This is a genomic window from Neolewinella sp. (assembly GCF_965214665.1).
Taxonomy (GTDB): Bacteria; Bacteroidota; Bacteroidia; order Chitinophagales; family Saprospiraceae; genus Neolewinella.
Genome location: NZ_OZ243970.1, coordinates 2,082,620 through 2,107,180 on the forward strand (window position 1 = coordinate 2,082,620; position 24,561 = coordinate 2,107,180).

16 protein-coding genes and 1 tRNA gene are annotated in these 24,561 nt (G+C 61.1%); 7 read left to right on the forward strand and 10 right to left on the reverse strand.

Annotated features, from left to right (window positions below):
* Positions 1 to 2 precede the first annotated feature (2 nt).
* From ACOOHD_RS09170 to ACOOHD_RS09195, 6 genes are all read right to left on the reverse strand, one after another.
* Positions 3 to 1,316 carry a hypothetical protein gene (locus ACOOHD_RS09170; protein ID WP_420461264.1) on the reverse strand — a complete coding sequence of 438 codons (1,314 nt, stop codon included), beginning with the start codon at positions 1,314 to 1,316 and terminating at the stop codon, positions 3 to 5.
* An 11-nt stretch (positions 1,317 to 1,327) separates the two neighbouring features.
* A complete protein-coding gene (locus ACOOHD_RS09175) occupies positions 1,328 to 2,836 on the reverse strand; it encodes a sulfatase-like hydrolase/transferase (protein WP_420461265.1) in 1,509 nt (502 codons plus the stop codon).
* 4 nt (positions 2,837 to 2,840) lie between these two features.
* On the reverse strand, positions 2,841 to 5,861 hold the full coding sequence (locus ACOOHD_RS09180; RefSeq protein WP_420461266.1) for a glycoside hydrolase family 2 TIM barrel-domain containing protein: 3,021 nt from the start codon (positions 5,859 to 5,861) through the stop codon (positions 2,841 to 2,843).
* A 138-nt stretch (positions 5,862 to 5,999) separates the two neighbouring features.
* Positions 6,000 to 9,227, reverse strand: a complete 3,228-nt coding sequence (locus tag ACOOHD_RS09185; RefSeq protein WP_420461267.1) for a S41 family peptidase — start codon at positions 9,225 to 9,227, stop codon at positions 6,000 to 6,002.
* A 57-nt stretch (positions 9,228 to 9,284) separates the two neighbouring features.
* Positions 9,285 to 10,448 carry an adenylosuccinate synthetase gene (locus ACOOHD_RS09190; protein WP_420461268.1) on the reverse strand — a complete coding sequence of 388 codons (1,164 nt, stop codon included), beginning with the start codon at positions 10,446 to 10,448 and terminating at the stop codon, positions 9,285 to 9,287.
* Complete coding sequence (locus ACOOHD_RS09195; protein WP_420461269.1) at positions 10,445 to 11,326, reverse strand: hypothetical protein; 882 nt, start codon at positions 11,324 to 11,326, stop codon at positions 10,445 to 10,447. Before ACOOHD_RS09195 ends, ACOOHD_RS09190 begins: the two co-directional genes overlap by 4 nt.
* A 273-nt stretch (positions 11,327 to 11,599) precedes the next feature.
* On the opposite strand from ACOOHD_RS09195, the gene ACOOHD_RS09200 reads away from it, so the two are divergent.
* The 4 genes from ACOOHD_RS09200 to ACOOHD_RS09215 all read left to right on the forward strand — a co-directional run bounded on the left by ACOOHD_RS09200 (position 11,600) and on the right by ACOOHD_RS09215 (position 17,632).
* Positions 11,600 to 12,199: a Uma2 family endonuclease gene (locus tag ACOOHD_RS09200; protein ID WP_420461270.1), complete on the forward strand. Its 600-nt coding sequence runs from the start codon at positions 11,600 to 11,602 to the stop codon at positions 12,197 to 12,199.
* A 10-nt stretch (positions 12,200 to 12,209) separates the two neighbouring features.
* Positions 12,210 to 16,304 (forward strand): DEAD/DEAH box helicase, encoded by a 4,095-nt coding sequence (locus tag ACOOHD_RS09205; RefSeq protein WP_420461271.1) that lies wholly within the window; start codon positions 12,210 to 12,212, stop codon positions 16,302 to 16,304.
* 71 nt (positions 16,305 to 16,375) lie between these two features.
* Complete coding sequence (locus ACOOHD_RS09210; RefSeq protein WP_420461272.1) at positions 16,376 to 16,984, forward strand: Uma2 family endonuclease; 609 nt, start codon at positions 16,376 to 16,378, stop codon at positions 16,982 to 16,984.
* Positions 16,985 to 17,035: 51 nt separating this feature from the next.
* Positions 17,036 to 17,632 (forward strand): Uma2 family endonuclease, encoded by a 597-nt coding sequence (locus ACOOHD_RS09215; protein ID WP_420461273.1) that lies wholly within the window; start codon positions 17,036 to 17,038, stop codon positions 17,630 to 17,632.
* On the opposite strand, the gene ACOOHD_RS09220 is transcribed toward ACOOHD_RS09215, so the two are convergent.
* From ACOOHD_RS09220 to ACOOHD_RS09230, 3 genes are all read right to left on the reverse strand, one after another.
* Complete coding sequence (locus ACOOHD_RS09220; protein ID WP_420461274.1) at positions 17,622 to 17,999, reverse strand: hypothetical protein; 378 nt, start codon at positions 17,997 to 17,999, stop codon at positions 17,622 to 17,624. The genes ACOOHD_RS09215 and ACOOHD_RS09220 overlap by 11 nt on opposite strands.
* Positions 18,000 to 18,142: 143 nt before the next feature.
* Positions 18,143 to 19,501: a pyridoxal-phosphate dependent enzyme gene (locus ACOOHD_RS09225; protein WP_420461275.1), complete on the reverse strand. Its 1,359-nt coding sequence runs from the start codon at positions 19,499 to 19,501 to the stop codon at positions 18,143 to 18,145.
* A 54-nt stretch (positions 19,502 to 19,555) separates the two neighbouring features.
* A complete protein-coding gene (locus ACOOHD_RS09230; protein WP_420461276.1) occupies positions 19,556 to 21,073 on the reverse strand; it encodes a hypothetical protein in 1,518 nt (505 codons plus the stop codon).
* A gap of 54 nt (positions 21,074 to 21,127) precedes the next feature.
* On the opposite strand from ACOOHD_RS09230, the gene folP reads away from it, so the two are divergent.
* The 3 genes from folP (at position 21,128) to ACOOHD_RS09245 (ending at position 24,458) form a co-directional block, all read left to right on the forward strand.
* Complete coding sequence (folP, locus tag ACOOHD_RS09235) at positions 21,128 to 21,973, forward strand: dihydropteroate synthase (RefSeq protein WP_420461277.1); 846 nt, start codon at positions 21,128 to 21,130, stop codon at positions 21,971 to 21,973.
* Positions 21,974 to 22,239: 266 nt separating this feature from the next.
* Complete coding sequence (locus ACOOHD_RS09240; protein WP_420461278.1) at positions 22,240 to 23,415, forward strand: DUF4230 domain-containing protein; 1,176 nt, start codon at positions 22,240 to 22,242, stop codon at positions 23,413 to 23,415.
* A 299-nt stretch (positions 23,416 to 23,714) separates the two neighbouring features.
* Positions 23,715 to 24,458, forward strand: coding sequence for a phenylalanine 4-monooxygenase (locus ACOOHD_RS09245; RefSeq protein WP_420461279.1), 744 nt, complete (start codon positions 23,715 to 23,717; stop codon positions 24,456 to 24,458).
* On the opposite strand, the gene ACOOHD_RS09250 is transcribed toward ACOOHD_RS09245, so the two are convergent.
* Positions 24,459 to 24,532 (reverse strand) — tRNA-Arg (locus ACOOHD_RS09250).
* Positions 24,533 to 24,561: the final 29 nt, after the last annotated feature.

Here is a 24,561-nt window from a genome sequence, read left to right on the forward strand (position 1 = left end):
GATTAGTTGGTTCCGACGACGGACCGAATGTCGATCATGTACATCTGCCGCTTCCCACTCCTATGGGTGCTGTCGAAGAACACCCGCTGCCCCTGCCGGTCGGAGCGCGGGTGCAGATCGCAGCGGTACTCGCCGCGAAACATTGCCGGCTCGTGGAAGGCCCCCAGATCGACCCGGGTACTAGTGGGCAGGTGGTAGAGGTAAAGCTGCTGCATCCTATCCTCCCCCACGGGGTAGGTATCGTTGAGCACCCACTCGTAGTCGGTACCGGGCACGAAGGTATTGTGGCCGTTCTCCGGCATCTGCGTGGTGTCGATGAGGATGGCTTCGTGGGTACGGTCGGGAAAGTGGTAGAAAGCATCCCGCGTACCGGCGTTGTCCATGGCCCAGGCGGTGATGGTATCCTGTCCCAACCAGATGAAGTGACTGAACATGCCACTGTAGTTGAGTGGGTAGATAGTTGTCCCGTCGGTATCGGCGGTGAAGGCACGGGTGATGTACTGCTGACTGCCGCCCTTCACGTCCGGCCCCCGCCACGTCGGGTTCTCCTGGGCATATACATGCATATCCTGTCCATCCTTTACCGGCCGCGAGCGATTGAGGAAGATGAACCGGTCGCCGGTGGGATTGACGAGCAGGTGATTGAACCAGTGGTAGTTCGGGGTCACATCGGGGCCGGGTGCGGCGAAGGAGGCGATGTCGGCGTAGCTGATCAGCAGCTCGGAGTCTCCGGTGGTCAGGTCCATTTTCCAGATGCCGTCATCGGTGGGTGCCTTTACGTCGACGGTCAGGGGCCGCTTACTGGGGTAGCCGTAGCCGGGGCGGAAGTACTGCAGGCGACCGAAGTCTACCGTCAGCGCGTAGCTGCCGCTCGGGTCGAGGGTATAAATGGGCCGGGGCAGCACCCGCATCTCCCCCGTGCGGATGTTATAGATGCGGCTCACGAAATCCTGCCCCTCGTGGTCGTTCCAGATCACCTCCTCCTGGCTACCGGGTACCCACTGCAGCATACACCCCTGCTGCCAGCCCCAGCTGGTGCTCTTACCGATATACTTTTTTTCGTAACCGTTCTCCAAATCCATCAAGATGATGTCGAGGGTATCGGTTACCTCCGGACTGGTCATGAATAGGTCCACCTCCATCCCCAGCGCGTAGCGGCCCGTGGGGTCGATCTGCTGCTTGTCGTAGTAGCCGAACCAGTGCTGGCGGCTGGTGTCGGGGGTGATGAGCACGGCTTCGGACTGCTGAGCGCGTGCCGGAAGACAGCCTAGCACTAGTAGACAGAGTAGTGGGTAAATTCGGTTGAGGCGGTTCATGGCTTGGTTCGTTAGTGGCCGCGGTAGTCGCGCAGGTTGTTCGCGGCATCCGTACCGGGTGTGGGATTGAGCTTCAAGTTACCGTACTGGATGGTAGAATCGTAGGGTACGTGGGTCAGGCGTAGGGTGTAGTCTTGCTCACGGGCCACGGCCAGGCGTTTTTTCATGCCCTCCACCAGCGAGTCGTTTACGGGGCGGCGGGTCAGGTCGCGCTGCTCGCCGGGGTCGTCTTTCAGCTGGTACAGCTCATAGTCGGTACGGCCGTCACCCCGCTCGAAGGCCAGGAGCTTGAGGTCGCCGTGCCGCAGCGCGCTAGCCCCGGGAAAGCGCCAGTAGAGGCTCCGGTCCGGCACCAGGGATTGCTCGCCCCGCAGGGCAAGCAGTAGAGAATGCCCATCTCCCTCCGGGGTGCAATCGGCGCAGCCCGCTGCCTCCAGTAGCGTAGGTAGCCAGTCTACAAGGTGGGTCGGCCCGTCCAGCACTGCCCTTACTACCCCACCGGCCGGCCACCGCACGATGGCCGGTATGCGGATACCGCCTTCGTAAACGTCCTGTTTCCAGCCACGGAAGGGGAAGTTCGAGCCCAGTACGGGCGAGTCGGCCAGTAGCGTGTCCTGGGGGTACTTACCCCGGTACAGCCAGCTCTCCGGTGCGCCGTTGTCGCTGGTAAATACTACGATGGTATTGTCGGCCTGCCCGCTACGTTCCAGCGCGGCCAGTACGTCGCCGATACGGGCATCCAGCTGAGTGACGAAGCCGGCATAACGTCGCTTAGCCTCATCGAGGCGCGGGTCGTCGTAGAACTGCCCCTCGGCGTAGCGGTCGACCCATTCCCCCGGCACCTGTATGGGTACGTGCACAGCTGTATAGGGCAGGTAGTAGAACCAGGGGCGGTCGTCAGCGGCTCCCTCCTCGATCCAGTCGATGACGTTCTGGGTGAGCAGATCGGTAGTATGTCCTTCCTCTTCCAGGTAGCGGTCCTGCCGGTACCAAGTGAGGCTGTCGGGCCCCTTGTAGTGGTGACCGAACTGGGTGCAGCCCCCATTGAGGATACCGTAGGCCCGCTCGAAGCCGTGGTGTAACGGTCCATCTTCGAATGTTACCCCTACGTGCCATTTACCACTGATGCCGGTACGGTAGCCCTGCTTACGTAGTAGACTGGCTAGCGTAGGCATGCCGGCCGGCAGCACCTTACCGTTGTGGGCCTTAGTCGCATGATCGCCCAGGCGACTGGGAAAAAGCCCGGTCAGCAAAGCAGCACGACTGGGGGTGCACTGGGGGGTGGCGTAGTGCTGCTGTAAGGTTACTCCCCCACGAGCCAGCGCATCGAGCACGGGGGTCACCAGTTGGCCGCGCGTGAAACCTACATCTCCGTAGCCCAGGTCGTCCGCCAGAATGAACAGGATGTTAGGCTGCAAGGGGGGCGGGGCCGCAGGTGCAACGGCCTTGTCCCGAAAGGCAAGCAGCAGTAGACTTACTCCCAGCCCCAGGCAAAGCAGTAGGTTGTGCTTAGCTAGCATCGGGTTACCGTTTGGTGGTGTCTTCCCCGTCGAGCGTGAGCGTGTACGCGATGGTGTAGAGCCCCTCGCCGCCAAAGTCAGGCCGCCAGCCGGGTAGTACCACCTTGTTGCGCCCTTCGGGTAGGTCGACGTCCGGGTAGGTTTTACGGTCGATGGGGGTGCCGTTTTCGCCCGTCACCTCCACCACTAGCGTTGCACTTGCGGCCCCGCCCCAGTGGTTGATGACGGGCGTGATCTCGTCGTCGGGGCCATACACCGTATCCACGTCGTAGCTGCCGGCCACCGAGCGCTGGAAGATCATCTGGTTGACGTGCCAGGCGATCTTGGCGTGGCCGAGAAAATCGATGAGGGGCTTTTTGTAGGTGACCGAGTTGGGCCCGCCGTGTAGGGAGCACCAGCTGAAGCCGTCGTAGTCAAGCCAGCGCATTTTCTTCATGGCCTCCCAGGCCGAGAACCCCTGCCAGGCCTGGCTCTGCGCCCACTCGTCGGTGGAAAGCCGGCGGCCCACCGTGGCCTCGTCGTACTCGTGCTCGTAACTCTGTAGCAGGTACCAGGGGCGGCCGCGGCAGAGGTTCCAGTTAGGCTGGCCGATGCTCTCTTGGTGCTCGAAGTTGAAGTAGGCGCGCTCCTCGCTGTCGAGTAGGTCCTGCCGGTAGTCGCCGGGCCAGTTGCGTAGCTCCGACCAGTCCTTCTTGTACCCGGTGGGACTGTCCTGATTGCCGCGGGTGACGCCGGGGGCCGTCCAGGCGTAGGTAGGCTCCATCGGCTCGCCCCGGTAGGTAACGGTGCCGGCGTCGTTGCCGTAGTGTAGGTGCTGGATAAAACTGTTGACGCTGAGCAGGCGGCTAGGATCTTCGGGGCGCATCATCTCGTAGACGGCCTCGACGTAGCGGTTGCTTTCCGAGTAGGGTTTGTCCTTAAAGCTCTGGGTGTGGTTGGCGGCCTCCCACATCACGATGCTGGGGTGGTTGCGTACCTGCCGCATGTTCAGGGGGTAGCCCTCGAAGTCGATGTCGCGCCAGCCCCGTCCGGTGCGGATCCAGCTGGTGGGGCACCACAGGATCATCAGGCCCAGCTGGTCGGCGTACTCGGCGTAGCGGGGGTCGTTGGTGCCGCGGGCGGGAAACTCCCAGGCGTGGACGTGGGTACGGAGCAGGTTGCCGTTCATGCGCTTGATCTGCATGATCTCCTTGGCCACCCAGTAGGCGGGGGCATTGCGCTGGTCGGTGATCATCGTCTCGATGGGCGAGCGAAAGCCGAAGGTCTGCGCGCCGTTGAGCATGCTCACCCGGCCGTTGAGGTTGAAGTGACCGCCGCGCTGATCGACCGTTCGGATGCCGGTGGTGACCACGTAGTCGTCCACCGCCCTACCCTCAGCGTCGCGAAGTACCACGCTGAGCTTATAGAGGCGGGGCCGCTCGGGCGTCCACAGCTCGGGCTCAGGTACGGTGAGCCGCAGCGTGGTGGTATCCGTAACCAGGGCGGTAAGGGGGTAGGACTGCCGGGCCACCGCCGGTCCTTCCTGCGGAAACCAGGGGCTCAGGCTTACCTCCAGCGTACCGTCGAAGCTTACGAAGCCGTCGTTTTGTACCGTGGGTCGGATGACCAGCCCGGCGGAGGTAGCGGTGGTGCCCCCGGCGTTGGTGCCGCTGAGCGTTTCGGTGTAGGCGAACACGTCCTTTAGGTGCACCCGCTCGACCAAGTCGAGCCACATACGGCCGGCGAACCAGCCGATGTTGAAGTCCAGACTACTGTGCGGCATCAGCTCGCCGACCCGCTCGGTAAGGTAGAAGTGATCGACCTTCACGGCCAGCGTGTTGGTATCGTTAGGCACCAGATAGTCGCTAATGTCGACGTGCAGGGGGTAGCGCTTATCGGTACGGGTGACTAGCTGTCCGTTGACGTAGAGCGCACCGGAGGGGTCGAGGGTTTCTACGTTCCAAAAGGCTTTTTCAACGTCTCCTACGTAGACCTTTTTGCGCAAGTAAAGGTCCTCCCGGCTATGGCGCTCGCTGCCGTAGCTAAGGGGCAGTTCACCGGTAGCCCAGAGGGAATCGACGTAGTCGGCCGTAGCCCAGTCCGTGATGGCCGGCTGTAGTTCATAGTCTTCGTCGAGAAAAGTTTCTACCGTGTAGGGGTAGCTCTCGCGGCCGGTGAGTTGGTAGCCCACGCCCCACAGGCCATCGAGTGCGGTGCCCGCCCCGGCCGCGATGGTAAGCGTATTGATTTTTGCCAGCGAACTGAAGTTCTTGGCGTAACCTACGCCCTCCTCTACCACCCGCTCGATGGGCACGTAATCGGCTACCTTACGGTCGTCGACGTAGAGGTTATAGCGGCCCACGTCGACGCCGCGCTTCCAGGCCCCCAGGTCGAATTCTAGTTTGAGGGTGTGGGGGGCGGATGAGTCTACCTGCTCGGACACCGTCACCACCTTATCGTCGGCCGTGGTGTAGCTCAGCTGCCCGTCCGGTGCGATCACGATGGTTGCCGCAATGACCTTGCCCGATTCGCTGAAAACCAGTTTGGTGGGAGCGTTGCCCCCCAGCCGCAGTTGTAGGGTGAAGGCCATACGCCAGGACTGCCCGGAAAATTCCCAGTCGCGCCGCCCGGGTTGGCGCCAGGTGAGCTTACCCTCGCCGGTTTCCAGAAAGGGATAAGCCCCGTTGAGTAGCAGTTTGGCCGCGGCCCTACCCTCCTTACCCTCACGGTAGCCGTAGTACTTCCACTCCTTCAGGGGGATGCGCTGGCGGACCTCCGGTAGCGGCTGTGGTTTGATGGCGGCGGCGATGTCGGCACTCTCTGCATCGCTAATCACCTCGTGGGCCAGGTCCGGCGCATCGAAGTGGCGGCGGGCCTCCCGCTGGTAGCGATCCAGGAACTCCACCCGCTCTTCGGTGATCATGGTGGCCGTAGGGCCGCGGAAATCGGTCACGCCGTTGGCCGCCGGGTCATTGGCCACCCGCCGAACTTCGAAGGAGCGGTAGGTCTGGGCGTACGTTGTGGCGAGCGCACAGGAGCAAATCAACAGAAGCAGGGTTCGGCAAGCGCGGGTGCAGGGAATCACTGGACGAGGTTTGACAGTTGGGGGAGTAGATGATCGGGGGTAAGGCAGCACCACCGTACCGCAAGAATCCAACCTCCGGAATACCATCCGAAATATACACTACCGCGCCTGCCGCAGCAACTCCGCCACCGCAGCCGCCGTCTGACTATCCACCCCCCGGCTCACCTCCCCCGGCTTCAGTGCCACCTTGACCGTAGGCTCGAACTGCGTATTCTCCAAAAAGTACCCCTCCTCAACTTTCCAACCCCCCATCGGGATGCCGAAGTACAGCGTCGGGTCGATCTGCGTCTCCCACCACACGAAGGTACCGGTGCCGGGCACGGGCATACCCACAGTCTTGCCGATGCCCTTAAGCGTATAGGCCACTGGGAAGATGTGGGAGTCGGAGTAGCTGCTCTCGTTCACCAGCACGATGCTGGGCTTGGTCCAGCGGTTGAGGGGCTCAGAGCCGATGTACTGGCCGTGGGGGATCAGGTCCATGTACTTCTTGCCGTCGAGGAAGTCGGCCAGCCGGTCGTGGAGGTTGCCCCCGCCATTGAAGCGGATGTCCACCACCAGGGCCTTCGCGCCGATGTGCCGTCCCAAAGCCGCGTCCACCACGTCGCGCATACTGGCATCGTTCATGGCCCGCACGTGCACGTAACCCAGCTCGCCGCCGGAAAGACTATCCACCATAGCCCGCTGCTGCCGCACCCAGCGGTCGTATAGTAGCTCGTTCTCCGCTCCGGTGCTGATGGGCTCCACGGTCTCGGTATGGCCTTTACCCTTGCCACCCGCAAAGGTGAGCAGTACCCGCTGCCCTTCCACGCGATTAAGCGCCTGGTGCAGCTGGCCGAGATGACTCACCGATTGCCCGTTCACGGCCGTTAGTACCTCGCCGGGTTCCACGTCTACATCCGCCTTATCGAGCGGACCGTCGCGCAGCACCTCCTCCACCCGCAGCGACTGACCATCGAGCGAAAACAGCATGCCCAGCGCCGCCGTCTTATCCCCTAGGGGCTCGGAGTGCCGGAAGCCGCTACCGGTATGACTGGCATTGGTCTCCCCCAGCATCTCGCTCAGCAGCTCGGCAAAGTCGTAGTTGTTGTTGATGTCCTTGAGCTTGGGCCGGTAGGCATCGCGGTAGAAGGCCCAGTCGACCCCCTGCATATCTTCCACGTAGAATTTCTCCCGCATCTGCCGCCAGGCGTGATCGAAGATGTAGGCGCGCTCCTCGTCGGCCTTGAGCACCATCTCCCCCTTCGATTGCAGCTTCTTCACCTTTCCGTCGGCAATGGTGACCAGCACGGGCTTTTCGTCGGCGAGTAAAAAGATCGACTTGCCATCCCTACTCAGCTCCATCCCTCCCGCCTGGTCGGCACCGAGCTCCGCCAGAGTTTCCGTCTCCTCGTCCCGCAGTCCGATTTTGTGCAGGTTGTACTTGCCGTCGGTTTCCGTTAGGTAAAACAGCGTCTCCCCGTCCTCACTCAGCAGCTCATCGGCGTAGGCATCGGTAAACTCCGTTAGCCGCTCCTTGCGGTCCTCGATGCCCTCCCACTCGATCTCGATCGGCTTTACGTCAAGGGAGTCCTTGTCTTTTTTCTCTTCGTCTTTGTCCTTATCCTCTTTCTCCTTCTTTTCCATCTCCCTGGCCAGTTCGAATTCCTCCTCGGTCAGCTCCGCCCGGTCCCGCGCCTCCCGCGTCAGGTAGAGGGCATAGGTGTTGCCGTCACCGGAGAACCGGCCGTTCTCTGACCGGTTACCCTCCCGCACGCTGTAGTAGTAGAGCATGCTGCCGTCGCGGCTGAATTTTGCGCCGCCATCGCTGTAGCCGCCGTAGGTGACGTTTACCGGCGCGTTCTCTTTGGTAATGTCGAGTAGCGCCACGTTGGTGAAAAAGGCGACCCGCTGGGGCCGGCCGAAGTCCGCCGTCAGGTACCGACTGTCCGGGCTCCAGGCAAAGTACATGTCGCCGTCGGAGTAGGAGTAGTTGTGCTCGGGGCCGAGGACCATCACCTCCTTACCCGATTTCAGATTACGCACCATTATCGTCGTACGGTCTTTGAGGTAGGCTACCTTCTCCCCATCCGGACTCACCTGGGGGTAGAACTCCTCGGCCTCCGTGGCCACCACGGGCTCCTCCTTCAGTAGTGTCGATACGAAGAAGTAGGGCTCGTCGTCGCGCTCGATACTGGTTTTCATCACATCCCAGCTTTTGTCGTTTTCCGAGGCGTAGTAGAGGGCCTTTCCCTCTGGGTGCCAGCTCACGCTACGTTCCTGCTGCGCGGTATTGGTGATACGCTTCGTCGTACCGGTCTCTACACTGCTTACGAACACTTCGCCGCGGAACACGAAGGCGTACTCCTTACCATTGGGGCTGAGGGTGGCCTCGGTGAACTCGCCCGCTAGCGGTTTCACTGCATCCTGCGCTTGCCGCCCATCATAGTTGAGTTGTACGTCCACTTTTTTGGGTTCTTCTCCGGGCCGTAGGGTGTACAGCTCCCCGTGCCAGCTGAAGACCAGCAGCCCGTCGCCACTGATGCTCAGGAAGCGCACCGGGTGCCGCTCGAAGTTCGTCAGCTGCGTAGCCGGCCCACCGCTTGCGGGCATGGAAAAGACGTTGAAGTCACCGTTGCGCTCGCTGAGGAAGTAGATGGTTTGCCCGTTGGTGGCCACTACGGGGTGACGATCCTCGGCCTCGTGGTCGGTCAGTTGCTCGAAGCTCCCGTCGCTAGTGTTATAGCGCCACAGGTCGCGGGCGATGGCCGAGGTATGGTGCTTGCGCCACTCGTTCTCGTAGCCCTTCTGGTCCTGGTAGTAGAGGTACTGCCCGTCGGCGGAGTAGCGCGCTTCCTCGGCCGGTACGGTAAAGACCTGGCTGATCGTCCCATCGGCCACGGCCACCCGGTAAAGCTCCGGCTGCGCGCCGGTCGGAAAGAGCATATTACTGGCTGCATCCTGGTACCGCCCGCCGAACACTACCGCGCTTCCGTCGGGCGTAAAGGTGTACGGATAGTCCCCACCGCTGTGGTAGGTCAGCCGCCGGGCCTCTCCACCCCGCGCCGGCATCACGAAGACATCAAAGTTGCCGTAGCGGTCACTGGCAAAGGCTAGCTGCTGCCCGTCTGGGCTGAACACTGGCATGTAAGCGTAATCCTCTCCGAGCGTCACGGGGCGGGCCTGTCCTCCCCCGGTCGGCACCATGAAGATGTCGCCCTGGTAGGCAAAAGCGATCGTCTTCCCGTCTGGCGAGATCGTCGGGTAGCGCATCCATTCCGGCGGGGAAGTTTGGGCGCGGACGCAGGTGCAAAGAACGAGGAAGTGCAGGCAGAGGAGCAGCTTGCGCATGGCCGGGTGGTTTGCTGGCGAAGATAACTGTGCACCATGACTCAGTAGGCTCACGGGTCACCCGGGTGGAGGAGCTCCGACTCTGCTATCGTACGCACTGGCCACAGGCAACCGCGCCCCTGACCTGCGTACCGGAAGCTGTAGCAGCTCACTTAGGTGCTCGGTGCCCGCTAGTTCGATCACCCGACCGTGCTCGGTGACCCGCCACGGCCACTTCAGCTGATCCAGGCAGGTCACCACCACCTCCCGCCTAGCCGTACCCGCGTAGTGGCTATCGCAGGCCAGCGCATACCGAAGCTGATCCACATCCAGCAGCGTACGGCGTTGATGGCCCTGCCAGGGATTATAGACGTTGGTCTCCTCGGGCGTATCGCGCAACTTCGGGCCGGGCAAGTCTTCGTTGGTCAGCGGACCGTTACCGTGCCGTGTCTGGTAGCAACGGGTGACGTAATGCACCTGCGGCTCCAGCAGCCCATAGACCCGGCACAGCGCAAAGGCATTGCGGCTCGTCGTATGCGCCCGCGTCACGTGGGGAAAGTAGCCGAACTCCTGGTCGAGCAGCACCCCCTGACTGCCCTCGAAGATGATCGTATCGTAGGGCAGGTCCCAGAAAAAGGAGCGGGCGTCGGTGACCCGGAGGCTGCGGCGTACTGTCTCGTTCGCGGCGTGGAAATCGGCCAGGGCACGTTCCAGTACCGGAGCATCGAAAGTGGCACCGAGCTTCTCGTAGTACAGCGCTACGGAGCGCAGTTTCTGCCGTAGTACGAAGTCGTCCAGCAGGTCCAGCACGTGCAGTTTGTGGGGGCTCGCGTGGCGGGCAACCGTGGCACCGAAGCCGAGTCCGCAACTGCCGTGGCGCAGCTTAGTCTCGCGGTTGCGGTTGTAGAGCAGGTCGTAGGGGGTGGTGACCGGGCAGCGGCCGTCGGCGATGAGTAGCGGATCGAGACCCCGGTCCTCCAGGGCCCGCCGTTCGTTAGCATACCCCACCGGGTGAAAGGTGCAGTGGCGACTCCAGAAGGTAGCCGCCCCGGCCAGGCTACCGGCCCCGAAGTTGCTGAACACGTGGGGCCGGCCGTCTTCCCCGATTACGGTGTGGCCCGCCTGGTGCCCGCCGCTGAAGCGGACGACCAGGGGGCGGCGGGACTGACGGACTAGCGAATCGGTGGTAGCTCCCTTCCCCTCATCGCCGTAGCCGAGTCCGATGACGCAGTGGGTGATCATAGGGCCAGGGAGTTAAGGGCATCCGAGAGCTCGCGGCGGGCGTCGGTGGCCTGGTTTTTTACGAGGGTATCGGCGTCGGCGCCGCTCATGACGGCCACGATGGTAGCTACGAGCAGACCGATCTTGCGGTGATCGGTCAGCGTGATGGCCCGTTTGCCCAGCAGGTCGTACCACTGGTCGGTGACCCGGGCACTCTGTCCGCCGCGGCCATGGTCGAGGTTGATGTGGAAGACGTGGTAGCTGCGCTGGGCTTCGGTCAGGAGATCGGTGGCTCGTTCGCTCTGGGTACGGTCGTAGCCGTAGAGTTTCTGTAGTGAGTTACCCTCCAGCACGGTGTGGGTGGTATCGTCGCCGACCGTAAAGAGAAAGCCCCGCTGCTGCCGCTTTTCCCAGCAGTCGATGCTAGTGTGGCGGGCGGCGGCGTGCCAGGCCAGCAGGTAGCTCTCGGGGGCATCTCCCCCACCCCCCTCTAGCCACAGGCGACTCAGCCCGTCGTTGACCAGCTGGGTGGAGGACTCGAACTGTCCGAGCTGCAGCGGGGCCCGGTCGCAGCGGTGATCGCCCACAGCAGAAAACATGAGCTGGGGGGAAGTGATGCCCTGGCCGATCATGGTGTCCATGAGTCCGCCGAGCTGGTTGCGCACCATATCCTCGGGCACCATGCCCATGGAGCCGGTCACGTCGAGGTAGAGCGAGACGGCCAGCGTGGCGGGGTGCTCGGCCGAATCGCGGCTCTCCCGCATCCCCACGCGGAAGGGATCGAGCCGGGGGTCGATGCGACCGTGGCGGTTGGCGGTGAAGATGTCGTCCGTGCGCCGGGAGGCATAAGACGTGCGGTAGCGGCCGTACTCGGCGCTGGACCATTTTCCGTATCCCATAGTGGAGATAGTTTAGAGGTTAAACTAAGTGATTGCGATACGAAGATAGGGATAGTTAGCTTGATTTACAAACTAAGTCGGAAATAAATTCAAAGCACGGTCCTCGAAGGGTCCTTTGCGCGTGAGCGCTTAGGACCTTTACGCAAGCGTGATCGCTACGCTCGGAGTTGAGGGTCCAGTTGAATTGCGACTCGACCGGACGCTCAAAGGTTCCAAGTCGCTGCGCTCCAAGGAACCCTTCGAGGTCCTCGCTAATAGCCGTATTTTACCCCCATGAATGCCAAGCAACTCACCCAGCGCTACTATACCAGGGAAGACTACTTTGCGCTGCTGCGCACCTCCCAGCATAAGTATGAGTACCTGAATGGGCGGGTGAAGATGATGGCGGGCGGCACCGTAGCACACGCGGATATCGTCGGCAACACCTATTACCAACTTCGCGCTGCTGATCACAATTGTAAAATCAATAATAGCGAAATGGCGGTCTCCGTCCAGTTGCTCAACAAATACTTCTTCCCCGACGCCAGCGCCGTCTGCGAGGCCGAAGCCGCCTACGAGCCCGGCGGTGGCATTGCCCGCCTCACCAACCCCGCCCTCCTCGTCGAGGTCCTCTCCGAAGGCACCGCCGACTACGACCGTACCACCAAGTTCAGCGCCTACCGCCAGCTACCGAGCTTCCGCGAGTACCTGCTCATCGACAGCCGGCGCTACAACGTAGAAACCTACTACCGCGAACAATCCGACCTGTGGCGCATCGCCAACTACCAGGAGCTCGACCAGGAGGTACGCATCAATACCCTGAATATCACCCTGCCCCTTTCCGTTTTTTACGAAGGCGTCGTACTGGACCCGGAACCCCCGGCAGTCCCGTAGCTTTGCCCCCGTGCCAAGCACCACTACCCTAGACCCGGTCACCCTCACCTGCCTAGATACCCTCCTGGTACTCGGCCAGGCCGACTCCTCTACCCCCCTACGCCAATTGCTGGAGGAAGCCCGCGTCACGCAGACCAACGGCCGCACCTACTCCGCCGCCGCCATTCGCAAGGCGCTCGACGCCGTACCCGACCTGGTCACCAAAAGCAGCTACGGTGCCGGCTACTCCATCCCCCTGGCCGCCCGCATCGCCCTGCTCGGCCAGCGCGCTACCCAGGACAACACCACTTTACGCCAACTGGCCCAATCCCGGTACCGCAGCACTAAAGCCTCCCAGCGCGGCTACTATTATAACTATACCACCGTAGAGCCCGTCCTGCTGGCCGTGATTGCCGACAACCCCACTGCTTTCCGGGATAGTCTGGCCGACCTGGCCCGCGCCCTCCAGGGCAACTCCTACTACCGCCCCGATACCGAGGCCCTGGATCGCCTCTTTCTCATCGATGAAGCCGACTTCTGGAGCTGGCGCCAGCCGGAGATCATCGGCGAGTTCCTGGCCACCAACGGGGTACGGCCGCTGGGCATCACCGCGCCCCTGGCCCAAACCATCCTCGACCTCTACGCCCGCCACGACCTGCTCGAGATCGAAGACTGGCGCCGCGTCGAACTACCCGGCGTCTACCTCATCCACGACATCATCGGCCGTCCCGACGTACGCCGCAAACACGTCGATCTCGATCTCCTGGCCCACCTTCTGGAAGGGCATGAGCTCGATACCCAGTTGCTGCGCGAGCGCATCGCCGTCATCGAGTACCGTATCGACCCACTCGACATCGTGCTGCTCCTTATCGGACTGGCGCAGGGGGAGATCACCCCGGCCGCCGCCAGCAAGCTCCTGAACGCCACCAAGCTGACGGCCACCGTTGCCGGCATCCAGCTCATGCGGCACTACCTCACGCCGGCCGCCGAGCAGCCGCTACCCACCGACGAGCAGCTCACCCAGTGGTACACCAGACTGCCCGTCACCCCCCTCGATTACGTGCTGCTGCTGTGGGTCTGCTGCTGGCGGGGTATTCGTCCCCCGACCGCCGTACTCGATCCCCTCCTTCGCTCCCTCGATCAGGGTACCTACGCTCACCTAGCCTGGATCGAGGGCGAGCTATTCAACACCCTGACGCGTCTCTTCCCCCTGCATCCTGACGCCCCCGTCTGGCGTAGCCGTCTCGCCACCCTCGCCGAGCAGTATCACTTTCACTACCTCCTGCGCCTACGTCCTCTCACCCCTACCTGGCAGACCGCCCTGCAACGGGTAGAAAAGCTCACCAAAGCGGGCGGGGCCGCAGGTGCAAACAGTGTAAGAAAGGAAGCCGATCCCCCCCTACGCACCATCTGGGTCCTCGACTTCCAAACCCAGCAGGCCACCGTCAAGGAACAGAAGTTAGGCAAGGGCGGCTACACCCCCGGACGCAAGCTGCGCTGGGAAGAGCTCTTCGCCCCCAGTCAGCGCCGCTACCGCACCAAGGAGGACCTCAGTATCATCAACGCCCTGCGCAACGCCAACGGCCGGGCCCTGGCCCTGGACGGCTACTTCAACGAGGACTACATCACGGTCGATTTTGGTCGCCTGCTCTGGGAACTCGTCGGCCACCCCCGCCTGTACATCGACGACGCCAAGCGTATCCCCGTCGAGCTGCGCCGCGGGGAGGCCAGCGTTTCCGTAGCCGAGCGGGAAGACGGGCTGGAAGTGCGCTTCGACCCCCCACCCTCCGGCCCCGGCCACTACCAGTTTAAGAAGGTCACGCCCACCCGCTACGCAGTATACCAGCTCGACGATCACCAACTAGCCCTCTGCCAGGCCATCGAGTACGGTATCGACGTACCCCTGGAGGCCCGCGACCGATTAGAAGCCAGTCTGGAAGCCATGCGCGAGGGAGTGACCATTCACTCCGATACCGACCTGCTCAACAGCGACCTGCCGGTAGTGGCCGGTAGCAATCACATTAGTGCCCACCTATTGCCGCTAGCGGAAGGTTATCGCGTAGAGTTCCTGGCCCGCCCCCTACCCGACCTGCCGCTGTACTACCCCCCCGGCGCGGGACTCCTGCGCAGCCTGGTAGCCGGCGAAGACGGCCGCCGCATCCTGGAGCGGGACCTGACCGGAGAGACGGCCGCCGCCGATGCCCTACGCACCGACTGCCCCACACTCGGCGAGCCCACCCACGGACCCTACCACTGGGAGCTACCGGAGGAGCTGACCGCCCTGCGCTTCCTGCTCGAACTACGCAAGCTAGTCAAGGATGAAAGGGTGAGCGTCGAGTACCCCCGGGGCCAAAAACTGCGCCTGGACGGCAACGTCGACTTCGACGATCTGGAGCTGCGGGTGGGCAAGCAGCGCGACTGGTTCCAGGTAGATGGAAGCCTGCGCATCGACGAGAATCGGGTGCTCGACCTACAGTTCCTACTCGAACAGACCCGCAACAACGACAGTGGCTTCGTGCGCCTGAAGGAGGGGGAGTTCGTGGCTATAACCGAGGAGCTGCGCCAGCGTATCGAACAGATGGAGGGCCTGCTGCACGAGCGCGGCGGTAAACTGCAACTGCCCACCCTGGCCGCCGGGGCCTTTGCGGAGGTAGCCCAGGACCTCGACCACCTGCAGTACGATGCGGAGTGGGAGGAGGCCCTGCAGCGCATTCAATCCGCCCGGCACCTGCGGCCCCGCCCCCCGGAGCCGTTTGCCGCTACGCTGCGCGACTACCAGACCGAGGGCTACGACTGGATGATGCGCCTGGCCGCCTGGGGAGTGGGTGCCTGCCTGGCCGACGATATGGGACTGGGTAAAACCGTACAGGCCCTGGCCGTACTGACCGCCCGCGCCGAAGAAGGCCCCGCCCTGGTACTGGCCCCCGCCTCCGTGATCCGCAACTGGCGCGCGGAGTGCGAACGCTTTGCTCCGGCGCTCCGTCCGGTGCTGCTAGCTCATAGCAACGATACCCACCTAGTCGATCAGTTGGAGCCGGGTGACGTACTGCTGGTGAGCTACGGGCTGCTGACCTACGTAAATGAGGCGCTCGGGAGCGTGGAGTATGGTACCATCGTGATCGACGAGGCGCAGGCCATCAAGAACTCCGCCACGAAGCGGGCGCGGATCGTGAGTGAGCTACAGGGAAAGTTTAAGGTAGCGACGACGGGTACGCCCATCGAGAACCACCTGGGGGAGTTGTGGAGCCTGTTTCGCTTCCTCAATCCGGGGCTGCTGAGTAGTAAGAAGGCCTTCGGGGAGAAGTACGCCATCCCGATCGCGCGGGGCGACGATAAGGCACGGCGCGAGCAACTGCGGAAGCTGGTGCAGCCCTTCATCCTGCGCCGCCGCAAGGATGAGGTGCTCAAAGAACTGCCCGCCAAGACCGAGGTGGTACTCAGCGTCACGCCCGGCCCCGAGGAGGCCGCCCTGTACGAGGCCATGCGCCGTACGGCCCTGAAGGAAATCCTGGAGGCCCCGCCGGAGCAGAAGAAATTCATCGTGCTGGCCCAGCTCACAAAGCTGCGGCAGGCAGCCTGTAATCCGAAGCTGGTACGGCCTAAGAGCAAGATACCCAGTGCCAAACTGGAACTGGTGGGCGAGACGATCCTGGAACTCCTCGACAATGGACACAAGGCGCTAGTCTTCAGTCAGTTCGTAAAGCACCTGCGGCTGGTGGAGCAGTGGGTACAACAGCATGACATCCCGTATCAATATCTAGACGGTAGTACGCCGGGCAAGAAGCGGGCCGAGGCGGTGGACGCCTTTCAGTCCGGCCAGGGTAAGCTCTTCCTCATCAGCCTCAAGGCCGGCGGCACGGGGCTCAACCTCACCGAGGCCGACTACGTGCTCCACCTCGACCCCTGGTGGAACCCTGCGGCCGAGGACCAGGCCAGCGACCGGGCCCACCGCATCGGGCAGCAGCGGCCGGTGACCGTGTACCGCTTCGTCACCGAGGGCACCATCGAGGAGCAGGTACTGGCCCTGCACGCCGATAAGCGCGACCTAGCCGATCAAATCCTGGCCGGCACCGGTAAGGCGGGGCAGCTGGAGGTGGAGCAGATTTTGGCGATGCTGAAGGGGTAGCTAAGTTCGTAACTGGGGGTAGCAGTTACGAGGATTATTTCTCTAAAAGTCGAACTCCTTATCTTGCGGTTATGGAGGCAAGACAGATACGCACTGATATCAGGTATAGTAGAGAAGAGTACTTTAGGGTGCTGGAAGATTCGCTACACAAATATGAGTTTCTTGATGGTCGGCTGCTAATGATGGCCGGCGGTACTGCTGCCCACAACGACATCATTGATAATTTGGGTTACGCGCTGCGTTCCGCCGAGCACGACTGCTTCATCAAGGGAAGCGAAAATGCAGTGTCTATCCGGGAGCTCAACCGGTATTATTTTCCTGATACTACAGCCGTGTGCGCCGATAGCGTTGAGTACGAACCAGGCGGGGGAATTGCCAGACTAATCAATCCTGCACTTATCGTCGAAGTGCTCTCGCAAAAAACAGCTGAGTACGATCGATCGGAAAAATTTGCAGCCTACCGTAGATTGGAAAGTTTTCGTGAATATATCCTTATCGACAGCCGAAAGTGCGCTATTGAGAGTTACTACCGGCAGGACAGAAACTCCTGGCAAATAGGAAGCTTTTACCGTATGGATCAAGTCCTACCTATTCAAACGCTCGGTATACAGATCCCACTGACCAAACTCTATGAAGGAGTGGCTCTACCCGATGTCGATCCAGAGGACGGTCTCAACTAGATCGTATACCCAAAACGTACAGTCCGGTTGAATTGCCCTATTTTGCAGTCTATGGAAGCGCGCCAACTAACCGACCATCATTACACCAAGCAGGAATACCTCGACTTCATCGAGAGCTGTGAGTACAAGTATGAGTTCTTAGATGGATCATTGCGGATGATGGCCGGTGCGAAGGCTGCACACAATCGTATCCGCCGCAACTCCTTTCTAGCACTTGCCCGCAAAACGGAGGACTGCGAAGTATACGATAGCGATACCGCCATCTCCGTCTACCTCCTGAATAAAATCTATTTCCCTGACCTAAGTGCCGTCTGCGGCGAGGCCGAAGACGAAGAAGGCGGCATCGAAAGACTCCGCAACCCCTCCCTAATCATCGAGGTACTCTCGAAAAAGACCGCCACCATCGACCGGGGCGAAAAGTTCCAGGCCTACTGGAAGCTTCCCAGCCTCAAGGAGTATATCCTCATCGACAGCCTATCTATGCTGGTACAGTCCTACTACCGGGAGACGGAGGAGCTGTGGCGTATCGGGAATTACACCCAGCCCGAACAGGAAATGGAAGTGCTATCGCTAGGAGTGACCGTGCCTCTTGCGGTGGTGTACGACGGGGTAGTTTTTCCGGAGGTCACTGGGGAGTTTACCGACTAAGAAAGTACTGCCGAAATACCTCCAGCTCCTCCAGCTCCGTCTTCACAAAGCGATCAAAAAGCCGGTCACCAACTGCCTCCCGCAGGGCGCTGATGCCCACGTCGATGAGACGGAGCCCCCGGTCGGTAAGAAATACATTGTCGAAGCGTAGCCCCGGCATATCGCTCGGACGCCGAATGTCGCGGTGGGCAAAACCGGCCCCGTGGAGCTGCCGCAGCTCGTCCTCGAACACATCCAGCCACAACAATTTGCGCTCGTACTCGTAAGCGCGGTAGTCGATGGGATACAGGCGCTCCATGACCAGCATATCTACGTCGAGCTCCTCGCTGACGTCCAAGCGGTTAAACTTTACGACGAGATCATTCACCGCGTTGGCAAACTGTAACTTTTGCGCCTCCGAGCCTATCTCCGAGCGGGTATCCCCGTGAAAGAGTTTCGCCGCCTCTGTTTCCGATAGAGCTATGACCGTATTATTTCCACCAGACGACAGCGTTCGGGGATACCGCTTGCTCATATCGCCTGCAAAATATCGTACTGCGCGATCAAGTGCTTACGCCCACTCCGATCCGTAGCCACTACCGCCGGATTTTCCTTCGTGATGTGCTTACCCAGCTCGCTCAGCGTCAGGTCGGTGCTCACCTCCGGGAAGGGGCGGCGCATGATCTTACGCACCGGCTGCTCGGCGTGCTCCATGGGGTTTTCGAGCAGGTAATTGAGCACGTCGGTCTCGGTGATGGATCCTACTACCTCCTCGCCATTCAGCACGGGCATTTGGCTAAAGTCGTGCTCCTTCATCAATTTTAGGGCCTGGCGTACGCTATCGTCGCGGTTGATGCCGGCGAAAGCCTCCTCCTTCTTGGCGCTAATCAGATCGCGCACCTTGAGCTCGGCGTCGAGGAAGCCGCGGTCGCGCATCCAGTCGTCGTTGTAAATCTTGCCGATGTAGCGGCTGCCGTGGTCGTGGATGATTACGACGACGAGGTCGTCCGGCTTGAGCTGGTCCTTAAGTTGGAGCAGACCGGCTACGGCACTACCCGCCGAGTAGCCGAGCAGCAGTCCTTCTTCCCGCGCCAACCGCCGGGCCATCACCGCTCCGTCCTTATCGGTGACCTTTTCGAAAAGATCGATCACGTCGAAGTCCACATTCTTCGGCAGAATGTCCTCGCCGATGCCCTCGGTGATGTAGGGGTAGATCTCCTTTTCGTCGAACTCCCCCGTTTCTTTGTACTTCTTAAAGACCGAGCCGTAGGTGTCCACGCCCCAAACCTTAATATCAGGATTCTGCTCCTTAAGGTATTTGCCCGTGCCGCTGATGGTGCCGCCCGTACCGACGCCGACCACGATGTGGGTGACCTGCCCGTCGGTCTGCCGCCAGATCTCCGGACCCGTGCTCTCGTAGTGGGCCTTGCGGTTGCTCAAATTATCGTACTGGTTGAACCAGAAACTGTTGGGAATCTCCTGACTGAGCCGCTCGGCGACGGAGTAGTAGCTGCGGGGGTCCTCGGCACTCACGTTGGTGGGGCATACGATTACTTCCGCGCCCATGGCCCGCAGAATGTCGAGCTTCTCCTTGCTTTGCTTATCGGAGGTAGTGAAGATGCAGCGGTAGCCCCTGACGCAGGCGGCCAGGGCCAGTCCCATGCCGGTATTGCCGCTGGTACACTCGATGATGGTACCCCCGGGCCGCAGACGGCCATCGGCCTCGGCGTCGTCGACCATTTTCAGGGCCATGCGGTCCTTGATCGAGTGACCCGGATTAAAGGTCTCCACCTTCATCAGCACCCGACACTGCAGGCCCTTGACCACCTTATGCAGTTCGACCAGTGGCGTGTTACCGATGGTCTCGAGGATATTATTCTTTACTTCCATAGTTTTTTCGTACTAGGCGTCCGACGCTTTAAGGCGTCGGACGCCTTGGCCGCCTCAGCGAATTTCCACAATCTCCACCTCCAACCCACTCCGCCGCAAAAAGGTCCGTGCCAGCAAATTGGCATCCCCCTCCTCCCGCGTAGGGCCGTCGATGTAGAGCAGGTAGTCCGTTGAGGTAGGTGATTCTACGCAACTGCCCGCCGCTACCGTAACCGGCGACTGGTACAGGCGGTTGAGCTCCAGGGCCCATTGTCGCGCGGTGGCAAAACTAGCGTAGCGACCGAAGAGCAGGATATAAACCGGCTCACCTAGGGTATATAACGGCAGACAGTCGTAGTCGAGTCGTTCCGCCCCGTCCGCGTCCAGCCGGTAGCGCCTTAAGCTATCCAGATTTTCGATAGGGGCCGGGGCAATTAGCTGCTCCTCGGGTGGGCTCACCGGTAGCGCTTTTTCGGGCAGGCTATCCACCACGGGCCGCTGGTACTCCCCCTCCTCCACGGCCAGGGGTGGAGCCGGTTCGCCGGTGGGTTCTAATATGGTCAGATCGGGCTCGGCCCCCTTTCTTCCCTCCAGCGCAACGGGGGAATAGGCCGCCTGTCGGTACACCCCCCACCCTAGCAGCAGCACCGCCGGTATGCCTAGTATAAACACCCACCCCCCCAACTTGTAGTAACCCGGCCGCCGCCGCAGCCCGGAGGGAAATAGGCCCCGGTAAAATCGTCGTATACGCGCCCGAAGCAACACCCCCCGTTTACCCAACTGCCGTAAAGCAGGCGGCCGACCCGGACTTGCGGATACCACGGCCCTTACTGGCTCCTCTACCGTAAGGGGGTCGATCGCTTCTAGAGGTAGCACGGCTACTTGGGGCGCGGCCACCTCGGCCCGGGCCAGCCACCGTGGCAGTCGGATACGATGCCCGCCGAATTGATCGACCTGACTAGGACTCATTACTTTACGCACCACCTTATCCTGCTCTACCGCCAGCAGTCCGAAGCCGTACTTGACGCACTGCCGCTCCAGCTCTCGGTAGTGCCGCCGAGTGTGCCGGGTATCGGCGGCAAAAATCTCCACGTCGTAGGCCACCCACTGCGCGTCGGCGTAAAAGTGCTTGAACTGGTCTACGGCGTAGATGTAGCGGTAGCGCTTCAGACCACGCAGCGTTGCCCCCACCATCATATACAGGACCACCAGAAGAAGCACCAGCACCAGATAGGCGTTCGGGGTGCCAAAGCGCCGAAATAGGTTTATTGCTTGCACCTGCGTGCCCGCCCAACTGATTACTGTGGCAAGAACTATTGTCCAAACTAGGGTGTGGGCGCCGATGCGCCAGTAGTTGGTCTGGTAGAGGATCTCGTCCTGCCGGTCCAGGCTGGTGGCCTCCACGGTAGCGGTGAAGTAGCTGCCGTCGGGGCGCCGGTAGGCCAGGCGGGCGTCGATCAGTACCCCCTGATAGTAGTGCGGTTTATCGACGATACGGGTGCCGGCCGCGGCCGGATGGCGGGGCCGGAGCTTATAGTGAAAGCGCAAAAAATTGATGGCCAGGCCGCGGATCTGTTGCTCGGTGTACGGCATCGCAGGGTAAAAGTCGGCTTTTATGCGGTTATTCGCGACTAACCCTCCGCGCACGTGCCCTTCGAACCCTTCTCCCTCAACTGCAACGGCTACTTCCTGCGCGCCGAACGGCCCCTGGTCATGGGCATCCTCAACGCCACGCCGGATAGCTTCCACGCCGGAAGTCGCGTGCAGGCACAGCAGGTGGGCGGGGCCGCAGGTGCCATGGTGGAAGCAGGCGCTGCAATTATCGACGTGGGCGGTATGTCGTCCCGGCCCGGAGCGGACCTCATCACCGCCGCGGAGGAACAGGAGCGGGTGCTGCCGGTGATCGAGGCCGTGCGGGCGGCAGACCCTGAGGTGGTGATCAGCTGCGATACGGTCTACGCCGCTACGGCCCGCGCCGCCGTCGCCGCCGGAGCCGGCATGATCAACGACATCAGCGCTGGCCGCTTCGACCCGGAGCTACTGCCTACCGTAGCCGCCCTACGCGTGCCCTACGTGCTCATGCACATGCCCGACGCCACGCCGGCCACCATGCAGCAGCATACGCAGGACTACGGGGAGGACGTCGTGACCCACGTCTGGGATTTCCTGGCCGAGCACCTCGTGCGCATCCGTAACCTGGGGGTACTGGATATTCTGGTCGACCCCGGCTTCGGCTTCGGCAAGAACCAGGCGCAGAACTATACGCTACTGAAGAACCTCCATGCCTTTCAGTACCTCGGGGTGCCCGTCCTGGCCGGTATGAGTCGGAAGGGGATGGTGTATAAACCGCTGAAGATCGGTCCGGAGGAGAGTCTTTCGGCTACCGCCGCGCTCAATTTGTACGCGCTCCAGCAGGGGGCCTCGGTGCTGCGGGTACACGACGTGCGGGAGGCGGTGCAGGTGGTGAAGCTTTGGCAGTTGTTGGGTGGGTGAGTTGTTGGGTTGTTGCGTTGCGGTCGTTGGAGGTGTGGTAGGTGTGGTAGGTGTAGTAGGTGTGGTAGGTGTAGTAGATGTGGTAGGTGTAGTAGATGGAGCTAGAGGACGATAGTAGATTTATTGATATAAAGCTTGACCTGGTCATCTTATGCTCATGACCCCTTGTTACACCTACCTACTACCTACCACATCCTAACGCCTATCACGCCTACCCCAACCGCAACGCAACAACTCACCAACCCAACAACGCAACAACCTCCCCCTTGACCCCTCCCCCCACCAAGCAAGGTATCGGTACCGCTCAGATCCTTATCGTCGTGGCTATCCTGGGTATCCTCGGCGTACTCGGCTACCGGGCGCTGCGCAACACGCCGGGGAGCTTTCTGGCCGGACCGGCGGAGTACGAGCTGCAGTACCGGCCGGCGGACTTTAACTACAACATCGATCCGGAGACGGCTCTGGCCATTCTACAGAATCCGCGGCGTTACCGTAGGGAGTTCGATGAGCTGGTGCACGATATCAATACGGATATTCTGCGGCACGTCAGCAACCGGCTCGGACTCAACGACAGCCTCCAGCAGGAGGTGATGCTGGAGTACGACCGGCAGCACCCGCAGCTGACCGAGCTGTACTACCAGGACTTTATGCGGCTACGGGATACCTCGGCGGCGCTCTACGAGACCTGGTACGACGAGGGCGGACAAAAGGTGACCGAGATCTTCGAGGAGGTGGCCAGCAACTACACCTGCTTTATGCTCAATAAGGTACTGGCCGCGGTGATCCGTACCCGCAACGGAAACATTCTGGCACGGGGGGCAGACGTACAGAACCCCTGCTCCATCGCCATGGGGGAAGCCCTCCGCCCCCTGGTAGCCCGGATGCGGGAGCGGGCCGCCATCGAGGACTTTAGTCGCAGTAAGGGCTTGTTTCAGGAAAAAGTCGAGAACGTCATCGGGGAGCTGGCTACCATCGAGGTGCGCGACAAAAAAGGCATCAGTAAGAACCTGCAGACCACCATCTGGGGCATGAACGTTTCCGAGACCGACGTCGAGATCACCGCCCTGAGTATCCTGAAGGTCGGCTTCCGCCTCAATGAGTACTTCGATCTAGCCCTCGACGAACAAAATAAAACGGTCCGCATCACCCTACCGGAGCCGGAGATTCTCAGTCACGAGGTACTGCCTAAGGTAGAAAAGCTCGACATCGGCTGGCTGCGCGAGGTCAAGGGCGCCAACATCGACGAGGGCGTGAATGCCCTACGCGAGAGCTTCCGCGAGGATGCCCTGGAGAGCGACGTCATGGACCGCGCTAAGATCCAGGCCCAGCAGCTGATGGAGACAATGTTCGGTCCGCTGGTCGGCAACATCGGTGCCGGCTACCGGCTGGAGGTGAGCTTTCGGGGGGCTCCTGAGCGGGTTACTCAGGGGAGTTTGGGTTAGGGGATTTACAATGTACCGTTTACAATATATCGTGTACCATTTGTGTGGCAGCTCGCTGTGCTCGTAAGTTCACCACGGAGGATATGGAGGGTTTCACAGAGGTATTCACAGAGGACTAGGTTTGCGAAGTCCTCTGTGAAGCCCTTCGCGTAGCACGAGTGCAATCTGTGGTGAACCCACGAGCAAAGCGAGCAGAGCCGAACAAATGGTACAGGGTAATTGGTACATTGTAAATGGTAAACTCATAACCTTAACATCATTATTGCCGAAACAACGTTTGCACTAACAAACTAGCCATCATGTCCACGCCCTCCCCCACCGTCACCCCCCTACGCCAGGACTACGCCGCCTACACCCCCACCGACTACCGCATCTGGCGCACCCTCACCCAGCGGCAGCTCGCGGCCCTCAAATCCACCGCCTGCGCCGAGTACTTGGAGTGCCTACAGCAACTCTACCCCATTCTTTCGGCCGATCATCCGCCGCGCTTCAGTGACCTGAATCGCGCCCTGACGGAGGCCCACGGTTGGTCCATCGAGGTGGTGAGGGGATTTCTGCCAGTCGATGAGTTTTTCGACCTACTGAGCAGACGCCGCTTCTGCTCCAGTACCTGGCTGCGTAGCGAGGATCAACTGGACTACCTCGAGGAGCCGGATATGTTCCACGATATCTTCGGTCATATTCCACTGTACCTCAACAAGGACTACGCCGATTTCGCCCAGAAGCTCGGAGCCCTCGGGGTCAAACATGCCGATGACGAGGAAAAAATCAAGCAACTTGAGCGGCTATACTGGTTCACCATCGAGTTCGGGGTGATGCGGCAGGAAGGCGAGGTGAAGGTGTACGGAGCCGGCATCTGTAGCAGCACCTCCGAGACCAAGCACATTTACAGCGACAACGCCGTGGTCATCAAGCCCTTCGACCTCGACGCGATCATGCAGCAGGACTTCGTGATCGACAAGGTGCAGATGCTGTACTTCGCCATCCGCGACTTTAGCGAGCTCTACGCTGCGGTGGATGAGCTGGCTGTGCGGTGGAATTAGTGCCCCGTAAAGGATTCGAACCTTTGACCTGAAATTTAGAAGATTCCTGCTCTATCCAACTGAGCTAACGGAGCGTGCCGCGAAATTACGCGCTTTACCGAAA